Origin of the sequence: Actinomadura chokoriensis (assembly GCF_041463665.1) — a bacterium.
Lineage (GTDB): Bacteria > Actinomycetota > Actinomycetes > Streptosporangiales > Streptosporangiaceae > Spirillospora > Spirillospora chokoriensis_A.
In genome coordinates this window covers 1-15428 of the sequence record NZ_JAXCEJ010000013.1, presented here as the reverse complement: position 1 = coordinate 15428, position 15428 = coordinate 1, and the positions used below count along the sequence as shown (strand labels likewise).

The following is a 15428-nucleotide window of genomic DNA, read 5'->3' as shown; positions in this document are numbered from 1 at the left end:
GAGGTTCAACAACTTCAGGGTAAATTCCCAGGTGAGAGACGGTGCAATGCCGCCTCATGTCACCGCGTACCAAGATCGCCTACATGGTCCTTGGTGGCATTTCGGTGGCAAAGACGATCACCTGAGGAGCCAGCATGGGATTCTCCCGCCCGCGAGTCGGCAAGGACGGCCAGGTCCGCTACGCAGCCGTGTACCGCGACCTCCGGGGGAACATCAGGCACGCCGGAACCTACGCAACAGAGGCGCAGGCCGACAAAGCATGGCAAAAAGCTCTGGCGAAGCTGTCTTTAGAACGCCTTCCCGACCCGGGGAAGGGGCGGCAGCGCTTCAGACGCTACGTCGAAGACGTCTGGTTCCCCAACCACGTCATCGAGCTACGGACGAGGGAGAACTACGACTACGAGATCCACCGGCACATCATGCCGTGGTTCGCGAGCATGCGGATGATCGACGTTCTGCCGATCGATGTCCGCGAATGGGTCACGCATCTGCAGAATGAAGGCGTCAACCCGCCGACGATCCGCTACTGCATGACCATCCTCAGCGCCATCTTCACTACGGCGCTCAACGACCTCGTCATCGTCCTCCACCCCTGCAAGGGAGTTAAGACACCCCCGGTACCCAAGAAGAAGCGCACCATCATCACGCCGGAGCAGTTCGACCTGCTCTACGGGTCGCTGACGGACGCACGCATGAAGATGCTCGTCGAAGTCAAGATCGAGACCGGTCTCCGCTGGGGTGAACTCACAGAACTGCGGCCGAAGGACATCGACTTCGCCACGCGGACGCTCACCGTCTCGCGGGTCATCATCGAACTCAATCCCAAACACCATCCCGAGGGCGGCCGTTTCTGGGTGAAGGACTACCCGAAGGACCAGGAGCACCGCAGCGTCCGCTTCAGCAAGCAGCTCGCCTGCAAGCTCAAGGCGTACATCCAGGAAGAAGCCATCGAGGAGGGCTCCCTCCTCTTCCGCCTCCGCCAGGACGACCCCCCGCGCCCACGACGGCTACGCGTCCTTCTCGATCCCGAGACCCTCGGCTACATCGAGCCCGAGTGCCGTTACAGACACGGCACGCTCAGCGGGTACTCCGCAGGCAAGTGCCGCTGCCAGCACTGCAAGGACATCTACGCCGACTACCGCGCCCGTCGACGCGAAGCCGGCAAGGACTCCCCAAGACGCCGTCGCACGATCAACACCGACGGCCACATCCCCCGGACCTGGTTCCGCGACCACGTCTGGAAACCCGCCATCCAAGCGGCCGATCTCCGCATCCACGTCCGTCCTCACGACCTTCGTCACGCACACGCGTCCTGGCTCCTGGCCGGTGGAGCCGACCTCCAGGCCGTGAAGGAACGCCTCGGCCACGCCAGCATCACCACCACCGAGAAGTACCTGCACACCCTCCCCGACGAAGACGACTCCGCACTGGACGCCTTCGACAAGATCCGAAACCGCTCGAAACCCACTTCGATCCGAGCCGTCTGAATCCAACAACGAGACTTCCTGGGGATATCAACCCCCAGGAAGCCTCACCTCTTCGTGATCAAGCTTCAGACGGCACGGTCCCTCACCATCAACACCGAAGGTCCGGCTCTCCGATGGAGAACCGGACCTTCTACGAATGGTTGGCGGTTCGTCAGTTCGGTTCGAGGCCGAGGAGCCTGAGGAGGTCAGCCGTCACGACGCGATAGCTCGCCCCGATGCGGATCACCTTGCAGGGGAACTGCCCTTGACGGGCAAGCTGGTAGGCGCGCGTGCGCCCGAGCCCGATGGCACGGGCCGCGGTCTCGACGCTGACCGTGGTGGGGAGGGCGAGCAGCTCGTCCTGGCTCATCTGCTTCACGCTCCAGCCCCTCTCCGAGAGTTGCCGAACCATCTCGTGCGTAGCCGCCCGTTCTCGGGACGTCTCGCTCGTGGCTCGGCTCGTCGAAGCGGGGCCGTGGGTGCCGGTTCGGCGACGGAGTCGGGGGACGGCGTAGCACCGACCATGGGCGGCAGGCCCCTGCCGTGAACGTGGTTGATCGTGCTCTTGGCCTGGTCGACCGCCTCGCTGCATCCTGCACCCAAGTGGCGGGCGTGAAGAACTGTGCGGCTGAACGTTTCGAGAGTCTCATCGAGGCTCAGACCGTGGTCATGGACGAGCTGTCCGTCCATGTGCTGGCGCACGAGGAAGCGTTCGAGTTGAAGGAGGAGTTGATCGAGGCCGGAGACGGCAGTGTGGACAGCGTCCAACACTCCGCAGACGGTCGCCGGCCCAGCAAGGCCGCACGATTGGCCGACGGCCCGCTTCAGTGAGCGGACGGCGCTTTCGAGGTCGTGGGCGAGCTGTTCGGTTTCATGGTCGGTCAGGGTGTGGTCGTGAGCCATGAGTGCACTCCTTGGGCTGCAGGCCCTCTGGGGGAGGGCCAGGGGTGATCGTTGACATGGCTGTCCTTCCTGTTGGGGAGCAGCAGGCAGGTAGCTCTGCCGCTCCATGACGTTGTTTACGCTCCGTAATTGTGCCCGTGCCTTGATCATGACTCCACGACTCCGGAGGCATCGGCGAGTCACGCCCCGCACGGTCAGCGTTTGGACGCTCCCCTGGGAAGCTGTGGTCCCTGGAGAGGACGGACAGAGGGCACGGCTGTCGCGGCCAACCCCTCGGCCAGGGGTATCGGGAAAGACTCGGCCACAAGCCGAGCCATTTCCCTTCCCTCCTCAAGCGTCTCCGAGACGCTCGGCGGCATCGGTACGGTCGGCTCAGCCGCTATCCGCCGGATGGCGTGCAGCCGCCGCGCGGCCCGGCGTGCGGCATCGGCCTGGGCGAGACGCTGCTGGGCAAGACGATGCTCGGCCGTCGATTCGATGAGGTCGGCGATGTTCGCTATGAGGAACAGCAGATCGACGGTGAGGTCCCTTTTCTGCTCGCGTCGGTCTCCCCAGCCGACGTTGGTGACCGCGAGGAGTCGCGCTACTGCTCGTAGGGCGCTTCCGTACGGTGTGACCGGTGGCGGGCGGCCGTACGGTTCCCGGGCGGCGCGGTCGTAGGCGTCGGCGGCCTTGTCCAGTTCGCAGTTGCCGGTGATGTCCGCCGTGACGTGCAGGACGTCAGCGGCCGCCGCCGCGAGGTCAGCGCGGACACGCCGATCACGGAGCGTTCGCATCTGCCATGCCGCTGTCCCGGCTGCTCGGGTGGCCTCCCGGTAGGCCGCAGCGCGCACCTCGTGGTCGGCGGACCAACCTGACGTCCGCCTGCGCGACCGGGTCGGCGGCCGGTAGGCAACGGTGTCCGTCCACCGGTGGCGCAGCTTGGGCAAGGTGAGGTCGGCGGCGAGCTTGCCGCCGGAGAAGAAGACCGGTTCACCCGCCGAGTTGGTGTACTCGGGCACCGCGACGGCGTACCCGGTGACCTCACCGGGTGTCCGGACGCTGAATCGCAGCCGTACCGCGAGTCCGCGCTCGCGCAGGTCGGCGAAGAACGCCTCCTCGCTGTCGGATGCTGCGGCGGCGGCGGCCACCTGCCGACGCAGCGCGACACGGGGCGGCTCCTGCAACCCGGCGCGCTGGGCCCGTTCCAGCTCAGCCCGTGAAGGGCGCGGTGTTGCCGTGCGGTCCGCGGGCGCGGTCCGGCAGAGCCCGTACCGTTGCTCGACGGTTTGGCACACTGTGCGGGCCTTGAGGTAGTCGCGGGTGATGTTCGGTCGGCGGCCGTCTTCTCGCGCGAGTGTGGCCACGACATGGATGTGATCGTCGGCATGGCGCACGGCGATCCACCGGCATGCCTCGACGTCGCCGCGTGGTGCGATGCCGGTCTGGTGCATCAGCTCCTCGGCGACGTCGGCCCACTCCTCATCGGTCAGGGGACGATCGGTGGGGGCCGTCCGGAGCGAGCATTGCCAGACCGGCTCGGCGGGCCGGCTGCGCCTCATCGTCTCCAGCGGAGAACGCAGCACCTCGGCCAGCGGACGGAGGTGGCGCTTCCCGTCCGCGCGCCGTGTGGGTTCCAGGGCGGCCGGGTGCCGGTACCCGGCAACGATGTGAGGGTCGGTGTGCTCGTTGCGCCCGCCCGGACCGTACAGGTACCGCAGCAGGTTGCCGACATCGGCGCCGCGAGTGACCTTCGCGATCATGGCAGCCGTCTACCGAGTTCGACGATGACGACCTCGGTGCGCCGCACCACCTGGAAGCAGTACCCCGCCAACCACGTCACCGATTCCGGGACCTGGCCGTGGGCGTTGGCATGGCGCACGAGTTGGTTGAGGTTGACCCCGACCGCGTTGACCTGACGGCTGGCATTCCGCAACTCGGCATGCATCGCCGCGAGTGCCCCGTCCAGGGGCTGCTGCTCCCGGATCGCGGTGCGCACCGTCCTTATGACGAACGCGCTACAGGCGAGCCCGGCCCGCGTCGCTGCTTCATGAATCTCCTCGTACTCCACATCGCTGATGCGGATTCTCAGTTCCCGCTCCCGCCGTCGCCCACCGCCGAGTTTGGCTCGACGCTCCAGCGGCCCCGACCCGTCGTCGCCTCGCTTGGCTGTCGGCATATACCTCCGCCCCTGGCTTTTGAGGGACCGCGCTCGGTCCCCGCCTGGTCAGTGTGATCTTCCGCGCGGAAGTTATCCACAACAGGTAGCGCTCTACCAGCTATCTTGCATCCCCCGTTGGACCGGTTGGGAATTCGGTCCAGCTGGCGCGCTAATTCCAAACGCGATTCACAAATGACGTGCAGTGCCGAGAACTATCAAAACGTCCACATGCCAGAAGAGGCTCCCTTTGTACTCTACGCGTAGCAACAACGGGAACCGCCACAATCGTCACCTGTGCCGGGATATCCTCCAGCAGACCAAGTCATCGCTCGCCACTATCTTCACAGAAGTGATGACGGGTCCCGCGCATCCGGCGCGCGAGAGTCATGAAACTGACAACTCCGCCCACACCACTTTGCCACCGCCCTGGGCCGGGTACCAGCCCCACTTGTCACAGTAGGCGCGGACGACGAACAGCCCGCGTCCACCCTCGGACTCGAAGTCGGGCAGTTGCTCGACCGGCGGTTCGTCGCTGCTGTCCCACACCTCGACGAGCAGCATGGCCCGCCCATAGGACAGCCGCAGCCGCACCCAATTGAGCTGCGAAAGCTCAGTGAACCGCACCGCAAGCGGGGCCTTCGCGTACGCCTCTTGCTGCCGCACGTCGAGCATTCCGGTCGCCCTCACCGCGTTACTGATGAACTCGGTAATCACAAGCTTCGCGTCACCGAGTGCGACGCACACATCCCACCGCTTCAAGACATCCTCGGTATGGCGACGCGCCCAGTACGCGGCGTTGGGAAGCGCAATCAGTGTCAGCCCACTGAGCCTTTTTCATCCTCGGGTGGTTTCGTAGTTCTGTAGGACGGCGATGGCCTTGACGAGGTGGCCGGCCTTGCTGGGGCTGCAGCGGAGCTTGCGGAGGATTCGCCAGCTTTTGAGCTGGGCGTTTGCGCGTTCGCCGGGCCCGCGGAGCTTGGCGTGCGCGCGGTTGGCCTGCTTCTGGGACTCGGGCTTGTCGCGTCCCTTGTACGGGGTGAAGACGATGCGGGCCTCGGCGCCTTGATACCCCTTGTCGGCCAGCGTGATTATCCCCGCCTTGTCCAGCTCGCGGAGAATGCCCCACACGCGGGCGGCGGTCAGGTCGTGCGTGCGGCCGGGCATTGCTCCGGACGTCCAAAGGATCATTCCGTCGGGGCCGGCGATGACTTGGACGTTCATTCCGTGGCAGCGGTGCTTGGCCGAGTAGTACGGCCGGTCGGCCCGCACCCGGTCGCAGGTGATGAGCGTGCCGTCCAGCACCACCAGGTGCAGCCCGTCCTGCTTGGCCTTCCGCAGCGCCGCCGTCAGCTTCGGTGACCGCGCCGACAGCAGCCCCACCACCTCTTCGACATACCTCCAGGCCGTGCTGGTCGATATCTCGAATCCGGCCCCGAGTTCGGTGAAGGTGTCGCCTTTGCGCAGGTGGACCAGCACCAGCAGGGCCTGCTGCCCGGGGTTGAGCAGCCGTCAGGCCGACAGCAGAGCCCCTGGTTCGGACGCGGTGGTTGTGGTGATCAACCCGTCTACTAGGGGTTTCTTCACGCCACCCGCCGAACGCCCCCATCGCGATCATGCTGTGATCAGCGTCCGCCCAGCCGGATGAAAAAGGGTCACTGGAGCCATTGCAGACCCCCATAGTTCCTCGGTGCGCGGGCCTGTCCACAATCCCACCGCTACATGGGGCCCAGCCTCTGCCCGCCGTGCAACGGCTGCTCCAGCAGCACCGCCGCTTGATCACGCGTGAGCGAGCGCGAGCCCCGCCCAGGGCTGGCCGCGTGGGGCGTCGAGGTACATGCATCGGAAGCCCGCAAGAGTCGACGTCCACTCGGCGGGGTCCTTGTCGCTTCGGTCTGATTGAGGTTGCCGGTGGCCGTCCACAACTGCGAGAAGTCCAGCCGTTGGCAAACGCACAGTGGATTCCTAATCCGTGTGCTGTGCTCCGAATCCAACGCTCCCATGCGCCAGCACAGCCGATAGATCCGCCTACTGCTCATCCTCCGATTAGCCGGCATCTTCCAGGCTGCTGTCCCCTATCTCAAGCCAGATGTACTAGAACAGCTCACGAATGTGCCGCTTTGTCTCAGGCGTCCCCGTACCTGGGGAGGACTACCAAATTCGTAGCAGCAACACGCCGGGCATGGCTTCAAGGTCGCGCCTGCAGCCTGCAAGGATGCACGAGTGCCTGAACCTCGAGACCATGGACCGCTGCCGCCGCTGCTCGTGCTTCTCACGGTCATGACCGGATTGGTGGATGCGGTCAGCTTCCTTGAACTCGGCAATGTCTTCGTCGCCAACATGACAGGCAATATCATCTTTCTTGGTCTTGGCTTGGGCGGCAGCAAAGGGGTGGCGGGCGAGATCCTGCCGACCACGGTGTCGACCGTGTGCTTCTGCGTCGGAGCGGTGGTCGGCGGGCATCTGGCCTTCAACCGGATCGCACACCGAGGTCGATTGCTCGGTGCAGCCACGGCCACGCAGGCGGGCGCCCTTATCGCAGCTGCACTGGTCGTGATGAGCCTCGGCCACGCGCACGAGTTCGGGCGTTACCCAGCGATCAGCGTTCTCGCCGTGTCCATGGGATGGCAGTACGCGATCGTGCGCCGACTGGAGGTACCTGACTTTCGGACCATCGTGGTCACGACCACGCTCACTGCCCTCGTCGCCGATCGTGCTGAGGCAAAAGAACGAATCGCACGAAGACTTTCCTCGATTGCCGCGTTGCTGCTGGGCGCTGCAATCGGCACTCTGCTCATCCGAAAGGTCACGGTAGCGGCCCCCCTGTGGTGTGCGGCCGTGGTGCTGATCGTGGTCGCAGCCATATCCTTTCTCACCGCACAGCGGGCCAACGCCGAGAAGTGGGGTTGACAAAGACTGCCTGCGATACAGACACACATCTGTGGTGCGCGTCAGGTCCGGCGGCACGTACCGGTTCTCACCGGCAGCGTGCAGCGCCCAGGCCAAGCGGACCACTCCCCGGTTGAATACCGGCAGGACGCCGCCACCTCGATCGAGCAGCTGATCGCAGCGTTGTTCGCGACCGGGTCCACGGATCCTCCGCCCTGGGGGCATGGTGTCGGTATTACCGGCAGAGCGCACCACCCCAGCACGACGACCGGCAGCATGGCCGCCGGACCCGTTGATCGCCGTGGGCCTGCGTCCTGGCGCGCCCACGGCGATCACGGCTGCGGATCCGTCACACTTCTTCGAGCTTGGCGCGCACGCCCTTCATCTTGGCCCGCAGTTCCTCCTCAGTGAACACCTCGCGGTCCATGAGGGTGTGCGCCACCGTGAGCGCCGACCTCGTCTGGACCGGGAACCGCACGTACAGCGACTCGCCCATCCGGTCCTCGAGTCGGCGGCGCTCCAGGTTGTCCAGCGCACCGTTCTTGGACAGCGCCTCGCAGGTGGCCTGCATCCTATTCTCCCAGACCTCCGGCTCATGCTCGATACAGCGCAGCGAAGTGTCCGTACGCTCCCCGATGTCGTCCAGCGTCTCCATCAGGATGTCGTAGGTTCGGGACGGGTCGCTCATCCCTTGATCCCCACCTTCTGAGCGGCCAGCGAACCGGTGTCCTCGGTACGGCCGACCTTCGGCAGCGCCACACCGATCATGGTGTCGCGCGTCACGATTTCGGCGAGCTGCTCCTCGCTCCACCCGTCGGTCCCCTCCGGCCGCATCGGCATGACCATGAACCGCGACTTCTGGTTCGAGTCGTGCACCCGCACCTCGACGTCCGCCGGCAGGTGGAGTCCGAACTCGCCGAGGACCTCGCGCGGCCGGCGGACCATCCGGCGGCGATAGCTCGGGGTGCGGTACCAGTCCGGCGACATGCCGAGGACGGGACGCGGGTAGCAGGAGCACAGCGTGCACACGATCACGTTGTGTACGCGCGGCGTGTTCTCCAGCACGTAGAAGAAGGTGTAGTCGCTCGGCGTGCCCGATCCCGTGGGGCGCAGCCAGTCGATCCCGACCTCCTTGCAGGCCCCGGTGCCGTTCTGGAGTAGGCGCTCCTTGAACGCCGGGTCCGTCCACGCCTTGGCGACCAGCTTCGACCCGCCGTGCGGGCCGACACCGTCCGCCCACTCGGCGAAGGCGCGGTGGTCCTCGGCCGAGAAGATGCCCTTCTCGATGCACAGCTCACGGACCGCCAGTTCGAGGACCTCGAACTCGCTGACCTTGTCCGCCACCGGGAACGTGTTGTGCCCGTCGTGGTGGCTGTCGCTCATGTTTCCTCCTTGCCGTCGACGGCCTCGAGCCAGCGCTCCGAGAACTCGGACGTGAGGGTGTCGACGGGGTAGCCGGAGTAGTCCGGCCACAGTTCCGTCTGCTTGAACTGGACGACGTAGAACGGCTCGTGGCGGCCGTTCTCCATCCGGTCCCAGGCCTCGTCTTCGGGGATCACCCACTCGGGGCGGTGCTCGGCCACGACACCGGCGCGGCCTCGGGTGTACTTCTGCGTGCGCGTGTGGAAGAGGGTGGTCTGGTTGCGGACCCGCACCCGATCACCGATCTTGAACTTGGGAGTGGCCATCACTTGCTCTCCAGACGTTCGCGGACCTCATCGATCTTCTTGCCGAGTTCGTCGGTCGTGAGCAGGCCCTTGTTGACGAGCGTCTTGGCGGCCACCGTGATCCAGCGGCCGTAGTACGGCATGCCGTAGTACTGCGTCTTGCCGAGGTCGTTCTCGGCCCGCCGCCGCATCTCCGAGTTCCAGGCCCCGCGCCACCCCAGGCATTCGCAGGTGAGGTAGGTGTTCATCTCCCATTCCGTCTCGCCCTTCGGCAGGTACGGCTGGGGCCAGTCCGTTTCGCCGCCGACGTCGTGAACGACCGACGTCAGCGTGTGGTACTCCTCGTTCGAGATGGTGTACGGCGAGTCCAGGACCTCGCGATTCTCCGGATTCAGATGCCGGACCTTGTCCAGGAGCGTGTCGTACTGCATCCTCGACATGCGATCTCCCTTCTAAATCGAGTTCGTCACCGGCTTCACTTACCGGGACGCGTGCCTTCAACCGCGCAGGAGTCAAAGGGCAGTGCAAACGAAAGTTGACTTGCCCGGATGAGGCGGCAGGGTACGGATCGGCCGGTTCGACCGGACTCACTGGTCCCTGAAGCAGGCGATATGGAAGGGCCGGGGCGCCGGGGTCCCGTCCGGGGCGTAAGTGCGCACCCTCAGTTGATTCTGTCCTTCGCCCAGGCCGACTGTGATCAGTCCTGGCTCCACCGTCTCGCCTTCGGCACTGCCGATCGTGGCGGCGAAGTTGGTCTTGGCATCGCCGCCGTACAGCGGCACCCCCCAGTCGACGACGTATTCGTTCACGCCGTCGAAGGCGCAGCCTTCCACTAGGTAGCCGCGAACGACTCCGCCATCTGCACCGATAACGCATGCCAGTCTTTTCTCGAAGCCCGACACCAGTTCACCCCTTCCTCTTCACGTTGGTTCGTTTCTCGTCCTGACGCGGTTTTCTCATGCCCTTCCGGGTCGTCGACAACCACCAGATATGTTTTGCCGTACATTGCTGTAATGAAGGGATGGAATCGACCTGGATGCAATGCAGGAGCCGCTCATCTCGAGTCGGTGATGCACCCCTCAACGGCCGTGCCTGGCCGGTTTGAATGAATACAGGTTCAGCGTCGCCGGAGGATTGGCCACTCCCGGACCGCCCGCGTTGGCCCAGGCTGTGATGTCATCGACCGCGTCCGTGTCCAGGATGCGCCCGAGCCACGCCGCCCGGCCGCCGGCCGCCCGGCCTTGTGCGGACGGGTTGACGATGATGACGTTCGCTTGGGTGCAGGGTCCGAGGCAGTCGGTGTAGCGCAGCCGGACATCGCATGCCAGTTGGCGGCGGAGGCGTCTCTCCAGCCGGTCGTGGTCGACTCCTGGATTTCTCCGGTCAGTACCGCAGCAACAGCCCCGGCACACGGTGATGGTGCATCTCGGCTGTGGCGCACCGAGCGCCGCGGCCGCTTCGGCGGTCACAGGACCGCCAGCCGGCTTCGCAACGGCACACGGGGCCCGCTGGTCCCTGCGACCGAGAGCCCGCGCACTACGTTCTTATCGATGACACGATCGTCGGGGCTCCGCCCGACTCGTGCCAACTGCCAGATCGCCAACCAATTCTCCCCGAGACGATACGTGTGGACGACTTCCGGTCACCGTGAACTGGAAGCAGGAAGGACCGCGAAGTTCGATGTCGGGCTGCTACCCACCACCAAGCGCCACATGACGTCTTCTCACACAAGAGTCCGTCACCTGACTCCAGAAGACGGCAAAGGCCCCCCAAAGAGACTTGCTGCGCCCGCGAGTTTCGCTTTAACCCGGCAGGGCGCGTTGCGGCGATCGGCCGGGGCTACCGTCCGGGAAGCGCGGCCGGGCCGGCAGGACGCGGCAGTGTGAGGCTTCTTGCGGTCAACTCCACCGCCACGACTCCGCCTGGAAGAACCTCAGCAGGTCGGCACTCTTCACGCGGTGGCGCGGCAACGCCTGGAGCGCATCCCGGACACCGGGCATGACGCGCGGGCCAGCGACCTGGCCGCACAGTTCCGCGAGGGCGGTCGTAGTGCGCTCCCCGAACCACCGGCCGGCCAGCAAGGCCGCTACCTCGTCCGCCTGCTGCGGCCGGAGAATGCCTCTGGCGGCCAGATGGGTGAGAAACGATCTGAGGTCGATCATAGCTTCGCTGAGCGGCCGGTACTCCGGTTCCGGCCCGTGCAGGACCGCGACCTCGTCGTCCGGGACCATCCGGTCGGCGAAACACCGGTACACGCCCCCGAACCCCCGCATCCCGTAGCTGGACAGCTCCGCCGCGCGTATCGCGCCCATGGATGCCAGGCCCCAGACCTGCCACCCGGCGTCGAGCGCGGCGAGAATCTCGCGGTGGCCCACCGCGAGTACGTCACCGAAGCGGCCGTCCACAATGACAAGATCACCCGGAGGGCCGTTCGTTCCGGTTACGAGCGCGGCGACGTCACCGCGCTGCACCGGGGGCAGGACGACCATCCTCGGCCCCTGGAACCTGTCGCGGGCGAAACCGTGGGCGGTCGGTCCGAGGAACGTGTAGCCGACGGGCCTCGTGATCGTCACGTGCTCTCGTCCAGGACCATGTCGGCCATCTCCGCAAGGCGCACCCCGACCCGGCGGGTGGCCTGCGTGAAATGCTCCGCGAAGGGCACGGTCACTCGGACCACCGTGAATGGCCGCGCCAACGCCGGGTACCGGTAAACCCCCACTCGATCGAATCCATTCGCTCGGCACCGTTCGAGCAGATCCGCGAGAAGCTCTGCGATCGATGACGCCTGGGCGGTGGGAATATCTGCGAAATCTATCGCTTCATCATCACGAGCAAAGCCGGCCACGAGTTCGTCCCGGTACGCACGCCGCTTCTCTGCGGTGAAGGAGTCGATGAACTCCACCGTCACCTCCAGGTCATCTCGCGCACCCTGAATATACGTCAGTCGGGACTGGGCGGCCTCGCAGAGTGCGCGAGCTGCGGCTATCGCCGCTACCGGATGGAAGCCGTAACCCCCGTTGCACGCGAGCGGCGAGGCCAGATCGTCGTCGGCGACCAGGCTGGAGAAGCAAGGTCCGAGAGGGGTGGGCACCAGGCGAAGCCATACCTTGAGGCCGGCATCCTGAATCCGTTCCATCATCATCGCCGGGACAGCCGGCAGCTGCGCAGGACGTACCAGCAGCGAATCCGACCGGACCGTCTCGAACGACAAGGCGTCGCGTTCGATGACTTCGCACAGCCCGTGCAGGACGGCCTCATCGGGACTATTGCCGGATGCCAGCCCCGTGGTCGTGGATCCCCACAGGCCGGCCGCCAACTGAGGCGGGCAAGGGTGGAAGACCAGTTCCGCGGGGACGAGAAAGTCTCCCCCCGAAATGGCCTCGGCCGTCCGCACCCAGGCGAACTCCTGATCCGGGTCGACTTTCCTGCCCAGGACCGGACACAGGCTCCCGACACTGGGACTGCCCCGGTCCACCGCCTCGCGCGCGGTGAGCCGCACGAGGTCGCCCCGCCGATCCGCCTCCGCCGCCGACCGCTCCGCCACCGCGAGTTCGACGGCCTCCATCAAAGCGCCGGCGCGCGCCTCATCCGACGTCCCTCCCTTGCCCGCGGTGACGATGACGGCGGCCGCGTCCGGTCTGGTCGCCGAGTAGACCGGAATACCCACCCGGTCCAGCCAGGTCGCGTCGGCACAGCGTGTCACACCGAGCCGACGGGCCACCTCCCACGCACGTCTCGCGGTCTCCGCCGCCGGGGCAGTGCGGAAACTGCTGCTGAGAACCGGCACCTTCCATCCCGTCGTGAACAGATCCCGCAACCGCCATCCTGACACATCACGTGATCATTAATTCGGACAACCAGAATTTGCGTGAACGTCGCTACCAGAATTAGAACGCAACTCCAACGCTTTGTGCGCAAGGTGCATCACACGCTCTAGCAGATCACACAGACCACCCTTACCACAAGGTAATGATGACGGCACGTCAGCATGTCCACGTGCCTGTTCCGCCGCAATTGAGCATGCTAGTCTCTTGATGCCAATCGGTCGCGTCTCTCCAGAGCGGACCGGCACAGGTACTGCGGACGCGGCTCACTGTGATGAACAGGGGTGTGCCATGAAAAGCGCAGCAGAAACCCGACCCGACCGTTCGGTAGCCGCCGGCCGCAACAGCGGTCCGGGCCTCGAACTGAGCGATACTGCCGCCTCCTATCTGAACGCCAGGCTCGCTGAGGGGCTCGTCGCCCCCGCCGCCGCTCATGACCACACCACCGTGAGCGAACCGGGCGTCGCACAGCACCGATAGCGCCCGCCCATCACCGAACCGCACCGTAGGCAGCACCGACCCGCCGCCGACGACACGCGATGCCATGCGGGGCCGGATCAAGGGCGGCACGCGTCCGGCAAGGAGGTCCGCGGCTGAACCGGCGCCACCCGGGACGTCCCGGCTCGCCCCAGTTCAGTCGCGGTTTCGTTCCAGGGCCGGGAGCACGAGCACGGCCGCCTGTCCGATAACTGCGTCACCTGCTGCAGAAATCCCGGACAGGCGTCCCCGGCCGATACTCAGCCGCAACAAACGGGCGGTGATCAATAAAAATGCAACTCTCATTCACATGCCTCGATGCGGTCGATGCCACAAGGGCGCCTGCTGCACCATTAAGAATTGATCTTCACTAGAGCCGTGACCAACTAGGCGAAGGCGTGTTAGAGTCCGAATGCGTATGAAGTGCGCCAGCACACGGAAGATCCTTTCCGGTGCGGATGGCAGGATCGAAGAGGAGAGAATGCATGGCTAATCTGGTGCCCCCCGCGACCTCTGCCCGCCCCGCTCCCATTCGGCTACCCCTGCGAGAGATCGTCCCGTGGGCGCTGTTCGCCGTCGTCCTCGGCCTCACCATCCTCTACTTCGTCGGAGCGGAACAGGGCGCCACTTCCCTGTTCAGCGGCTCGACCATTCACGAGTTCATGCACGATGGTCGCCACATCGTCGGCTCCCCCTGCCACTGATCACCCGCCCAGGAGAGCTCAGTGATCAGAGCACTTCTCATCCGAGGCATGCTGGCCGGGCTCATCGCAGGCATGGTGGCCACCGTGTTCGCCTGGTTCGTCGGCGAACCAGCGATCCGCGATGCCATCAGCTACGAAGAAGGCCATGACCAGGCCGGCGCCGCACACTCGCACGTGGCCGGAGCAAGCCCGCACGTACACGAGGCCGCCGAGGCGGCCGTGTCCCGCGGCGTGCAGGAGACTCTTGGGCTGTCCGTCGCGCTCGCGCTCTTCGGCATCGCGATCGGCGGCATCTTCGCCCTGGTCTTCGCCGGACTCCACGGACGCCTAGGAGAGCTGACGGCTCGACCGATCTCGGCGCTGCTGGCGGGCGCGGGATTCGTCCTCGTCGGACTGGTGCCGTTCACGAAGTATCCGGCGAACCCGCCCGCGGTCGGTCACGAGGACACCATCGGGAGCCGGACGGTCTCGTACCTGGCCCTGATCACCGTCAGCATCATCGCCGTGGTCATCGCAACCCAGACGGCGCGCCGCCTGACCGCCCGCCTCGGGGTGTGGAACGCCACCCTCATCGGCGGCGGCGTGTTCCTGGTGCTGGTCGGCATCGCCTCAATCACGCTGCCCGGATTCAACGAAGTACCAGCCGACTACCCCGCCGCCGTGCTGTGGCGGTTCCGAATAGCCTCACTCGCCACAACCGCGATCATCTGGACCGTCCTCGGGCTTGTATTCGGTGCACTCGCAGCCCGGGTCATCGACACAAGCAACACACATTCTGCGATGGGTGTAGCTCGTTCTCAGTGAGTATCTGACCTGGGTTTTCGTGGTTGTACTGGTTGATCGTGTGTCCGCCTTTTACCGTGGGTGTGTCCAGTTAACGGTGTAACTCGATCTTGCTGAGGTCAGTTGCGGGCGGCGGTGAGGCGGCCTTCGAAGGCGATGTCGAAGGCGTTGAGGGCGGCCTTCCAGCGGGCGATCCAGCGTTTGCGGCCGGTGCCGGTGGGGTCGAGGCTCATCACTGCGAGGTAGACGCACTTGAGGGCGGCCTGCTCGTTGGGGAAATGTCCGCGGGCCTTGACCGCGCGGCGGATGCGGGCGTTCACGCTCTCGATGGCGTTGGTGGAGCACACGACCTTGCGGATCTCGGGGTCGAACTGCAGGAACGGCACGAACTCGGCCCAGGAGTTCTCCCACAGCCGCACGATCGCCGGGTACTTGCCGCCCCAGGTCTCGGCGAACTCCAGCCACCGCTCGGTCGCTGCCGACTCGGTCGGGGCGGTGTAGACGGGCTTGAGAGCCTTGGCGATCTTGTCCCAGTCCTGGCGGGCCGCGTACCGGAACGAGTTGCGCAGCAGATGGAC

General features: G+C 65.6%; 17 protein-coding genes and 1 pseudogene. 5 read left to right on the top strand and 13 right to left on the bottom strand.

Features of this window, described 5'->3' with window-relative positions:
• Positions 1–134: 134 nt before the first annotated feature.
• Positions 135–1487, top strand: a complete 1353-nt coding sequence (locus tag SM418_RS20350; RefSeq protein ID WP_132047256.1) for a tyrosine-type recombinase/integrase — start codon at positions 135–137, stop codon at positions 1485–1487.
• Between the two features lie 151 nt (positions 1488–1638).
• On the opposite strand, the gene SM418_RS20345 is transcribed toward SM418_RS20350, so the two are convergent.
• On the bottom strand, positions 1639–1836 hold the full coding sequence (locus SM418_RS20345; RefSeq protein WP_132047292.1) for a helix-turn-helix domain-containing protein: 198 nt from the start codon (positions 1834–1836) through the stop codon (positions 1639–1641).
• A gap of 173 nt (positions 1837–2009) precedes the next feature.
• Between SM418_RS20345 and SM418_RS20340 the strand changes: the two genes are divergently transcribed.
• The gene (locus tag SM418_RS20340; RefSeq protein ID WP_132047258.1) at positions 2010–2297 is read left to right on the top strand and encodes a hypothetical protein; all 288 of its coding nucleotides are present in this window, start codon (positions 2010–2012) and stop codon (positions 2295–2297) included.
• A 266-nt stretch (positions 2298–2563) separates the two neighbouring features.
• Here SM418_RS20340 and SM418_RS20335 read toward each other — a convergent pair whose 3' ends face one another.
• The 4 genes and pseudogenes from SM418_RS20335 to SM418_RS20320 all read right to left on the bottom strand — a co-directional run.
• On the bottom strand, positions 2564–4111 hold the full coding sequence (locus tag SM418_RS20335; protein WP_132047260.1) for a relaxase/mobilization nuclease domain-containing protein: 1548 nt from the start codon (positions 4109–4111) through the stop codon (positions 2564–2566).
• Positions 4108–4527, bottom strand: coding sequence for a plasmid mobilization protein (locus SM418_RS20330; protein ID WP_132047262.1), 420 nt, complete (start codon positions 4525–4527; stop codon positions 4108–4110). The genes SM418_RS20335 and SM418_RS20330 overlap by 4 nt, the downstream gene beginning before the upstream one ends.
• Before the next feature lie 366 nt (positions 4528–4893).
• The gene (locus SM418_RS20325) at positions 4894–5268 is read right to left on the bottom strand and encodes an ATP-binding protein (protein ID WP_243718428.1); all 375 of its coding nucleotides are present in this window, start codon (positions 5266–5268) and stop codon (positions 4894–4896) included.
• A 75-nt stretch (positions 5269–5343) separates the two neighbouring features.
• Positions 5344–6018, bottom strand: a pseudogene (locus SM418_RS20320) (transposase family protein); the annotation flags it as partial.
• 711 nt (positions 6019–6729) lie between these two features.
• Here SM418_RS20320 and SM418_RS20315 point away from each other — a divergent pair.
• Positions 6730–7416, top strand: a complete 687-nt coding sequence (locus SM418_RS20315; RefSeq protein ID WP_207945655.1) for a YoaK family protein — start codon at positions 6730–6732, stop codon at positions 7414–7416.
• A 328-nt stretch (positions 7417–7744) separates the two neighbouring features.
• Here SM418_RS20315 and SM418_RS20310 read toward each other — a convergent pair whose 3' ends face one another.
• The 7 genes from SM418_RS20310 to SM418_RS20280 form a co-directional block, all read right to left on the bottom strand.
• Positions 7745–8083 carry an SH3-like domain-containing protein gene (locus SM418_RS20310; protein WP_132047268.1) on the bottom strand — a complete coding sequence of 113 codons (339 nt, stop codon included), beginning with the start codon at positions 8081–8083 and terminating at the stop codon, positions 7745–7747.
• Positions 8080–8778 carry a thiocyanate hydrolase subunit gamma gene (gene scnC / locus SM418_RS20305; protein WP_371942660.1) on the bottom strand — a complete coding sequence of 233 codons (699 nt, stop codon included), beginning with the start codon at positions 8776–8778 and terminating at the stop codon, positions 8080–8082. The genes SM418_RS20310 and scnC overlap by 4 nt, the downstream gene beginning before the upstream one ends.
• Positions 8775–9083 (bottom strand): SH3-like domain-containing protein, encoded by a 309-nt coding sequence (locus SM418_RS20300; RefSeq protein ID WP_371942659.1) that lies wholly within the window; start codon positions 9081–9083, stop codon positions 8775–8777. The genes scnC and SM418_RS20300 overlap by 4 nt, the downstream gene beginning before the upstream one ends.
• Positions 9083–9502 (bottom strand): SH3-like domain-containing protein, encoded by a 420-nt coding sequence (locus tag SM418_RS20295; protein WP_132047274.1) that lies wholly within the window; start codon positions 9500–9502, stop codon positions 9083–9085. The genes SM418_RS20300 and SM418_RS20295 overlap by 1 nt, the downstream gene beginning before the upstream one ends.
• Before the next feature lie 147 nt (positions 9503–9649).
• Positions 9650–9964, bottom strand: coding sequence for a hypothetical protein (locus tag SM418_RS20290; protein ID WP_371942658.1), 315 nt, complete (start codon positions 9962–9964; stop codon positions 9650–9652).
• 996 nt (positions 9965–10960) lie between these two features.
• Positions 10961–11635 (bottom strand): TfuA-like protein, encoded by a 675-nt coding sequence (locus SM418_RS20285; protein ID WP_371942657.1) that lies wholly within the window; start codon positions 11633–11635, stop codon positions 10961–10963.
• The gene (locus tag SM418_RS20280) at positions 11632–12879 is read right to left on the bottom strand and encodes a YcaO-like family protein (protein WP_371942656.1); all 1248 of its coding nucleotides are present in this window, start codon (positions 12877–12879) and stop codon (positions 11632–11634) included. The genes SM418_RS20285 and SM418_RS20280 overlap by 4 nt, the downstream gene beginning before the upstream one ends.
• 969 nt (positions 12880–13848) lie before the next feature.
• Here SM418_RS20280 and SM418_RS20275 point away from each other — a divergent pair.
• Both SM418_RS20275 and SM418_RS20270 read left to right on the top strand, forming a co-directional pair.
• A complete protein-coding gene (locus SM418_RS20275; protein ID WP_371942655.1) occupies positions 13849–14067 on the top strand; it encodes a CbtB domain-containing protein in 219 nt (72 codons plus the stop codon).
• A gap of 21 nt (positions 14068–14088) precedes the next feature.
• A complete protein-coding gene (locus tag SM418_RS20270; RefSeq protein WP_371942654.1) occupies positions 14089–14871 on the top strand; it encodes a CbtA family protein in 783 nt (260 codons plus the stop codon).
• Positions 14872–14969: 98 nt separating this feature from the next.
• On the opposite strand, the gene SM418_RS20265 is transcribed toward SM418_RS20270, so the two are convergent.
• A partial coding sequence (locus SM418_RS20265; protein ID WP_371966086.1) for a transposase occupies positions 14970–15428 on the bottom strand: 459 nt, incomplete at its 5' end.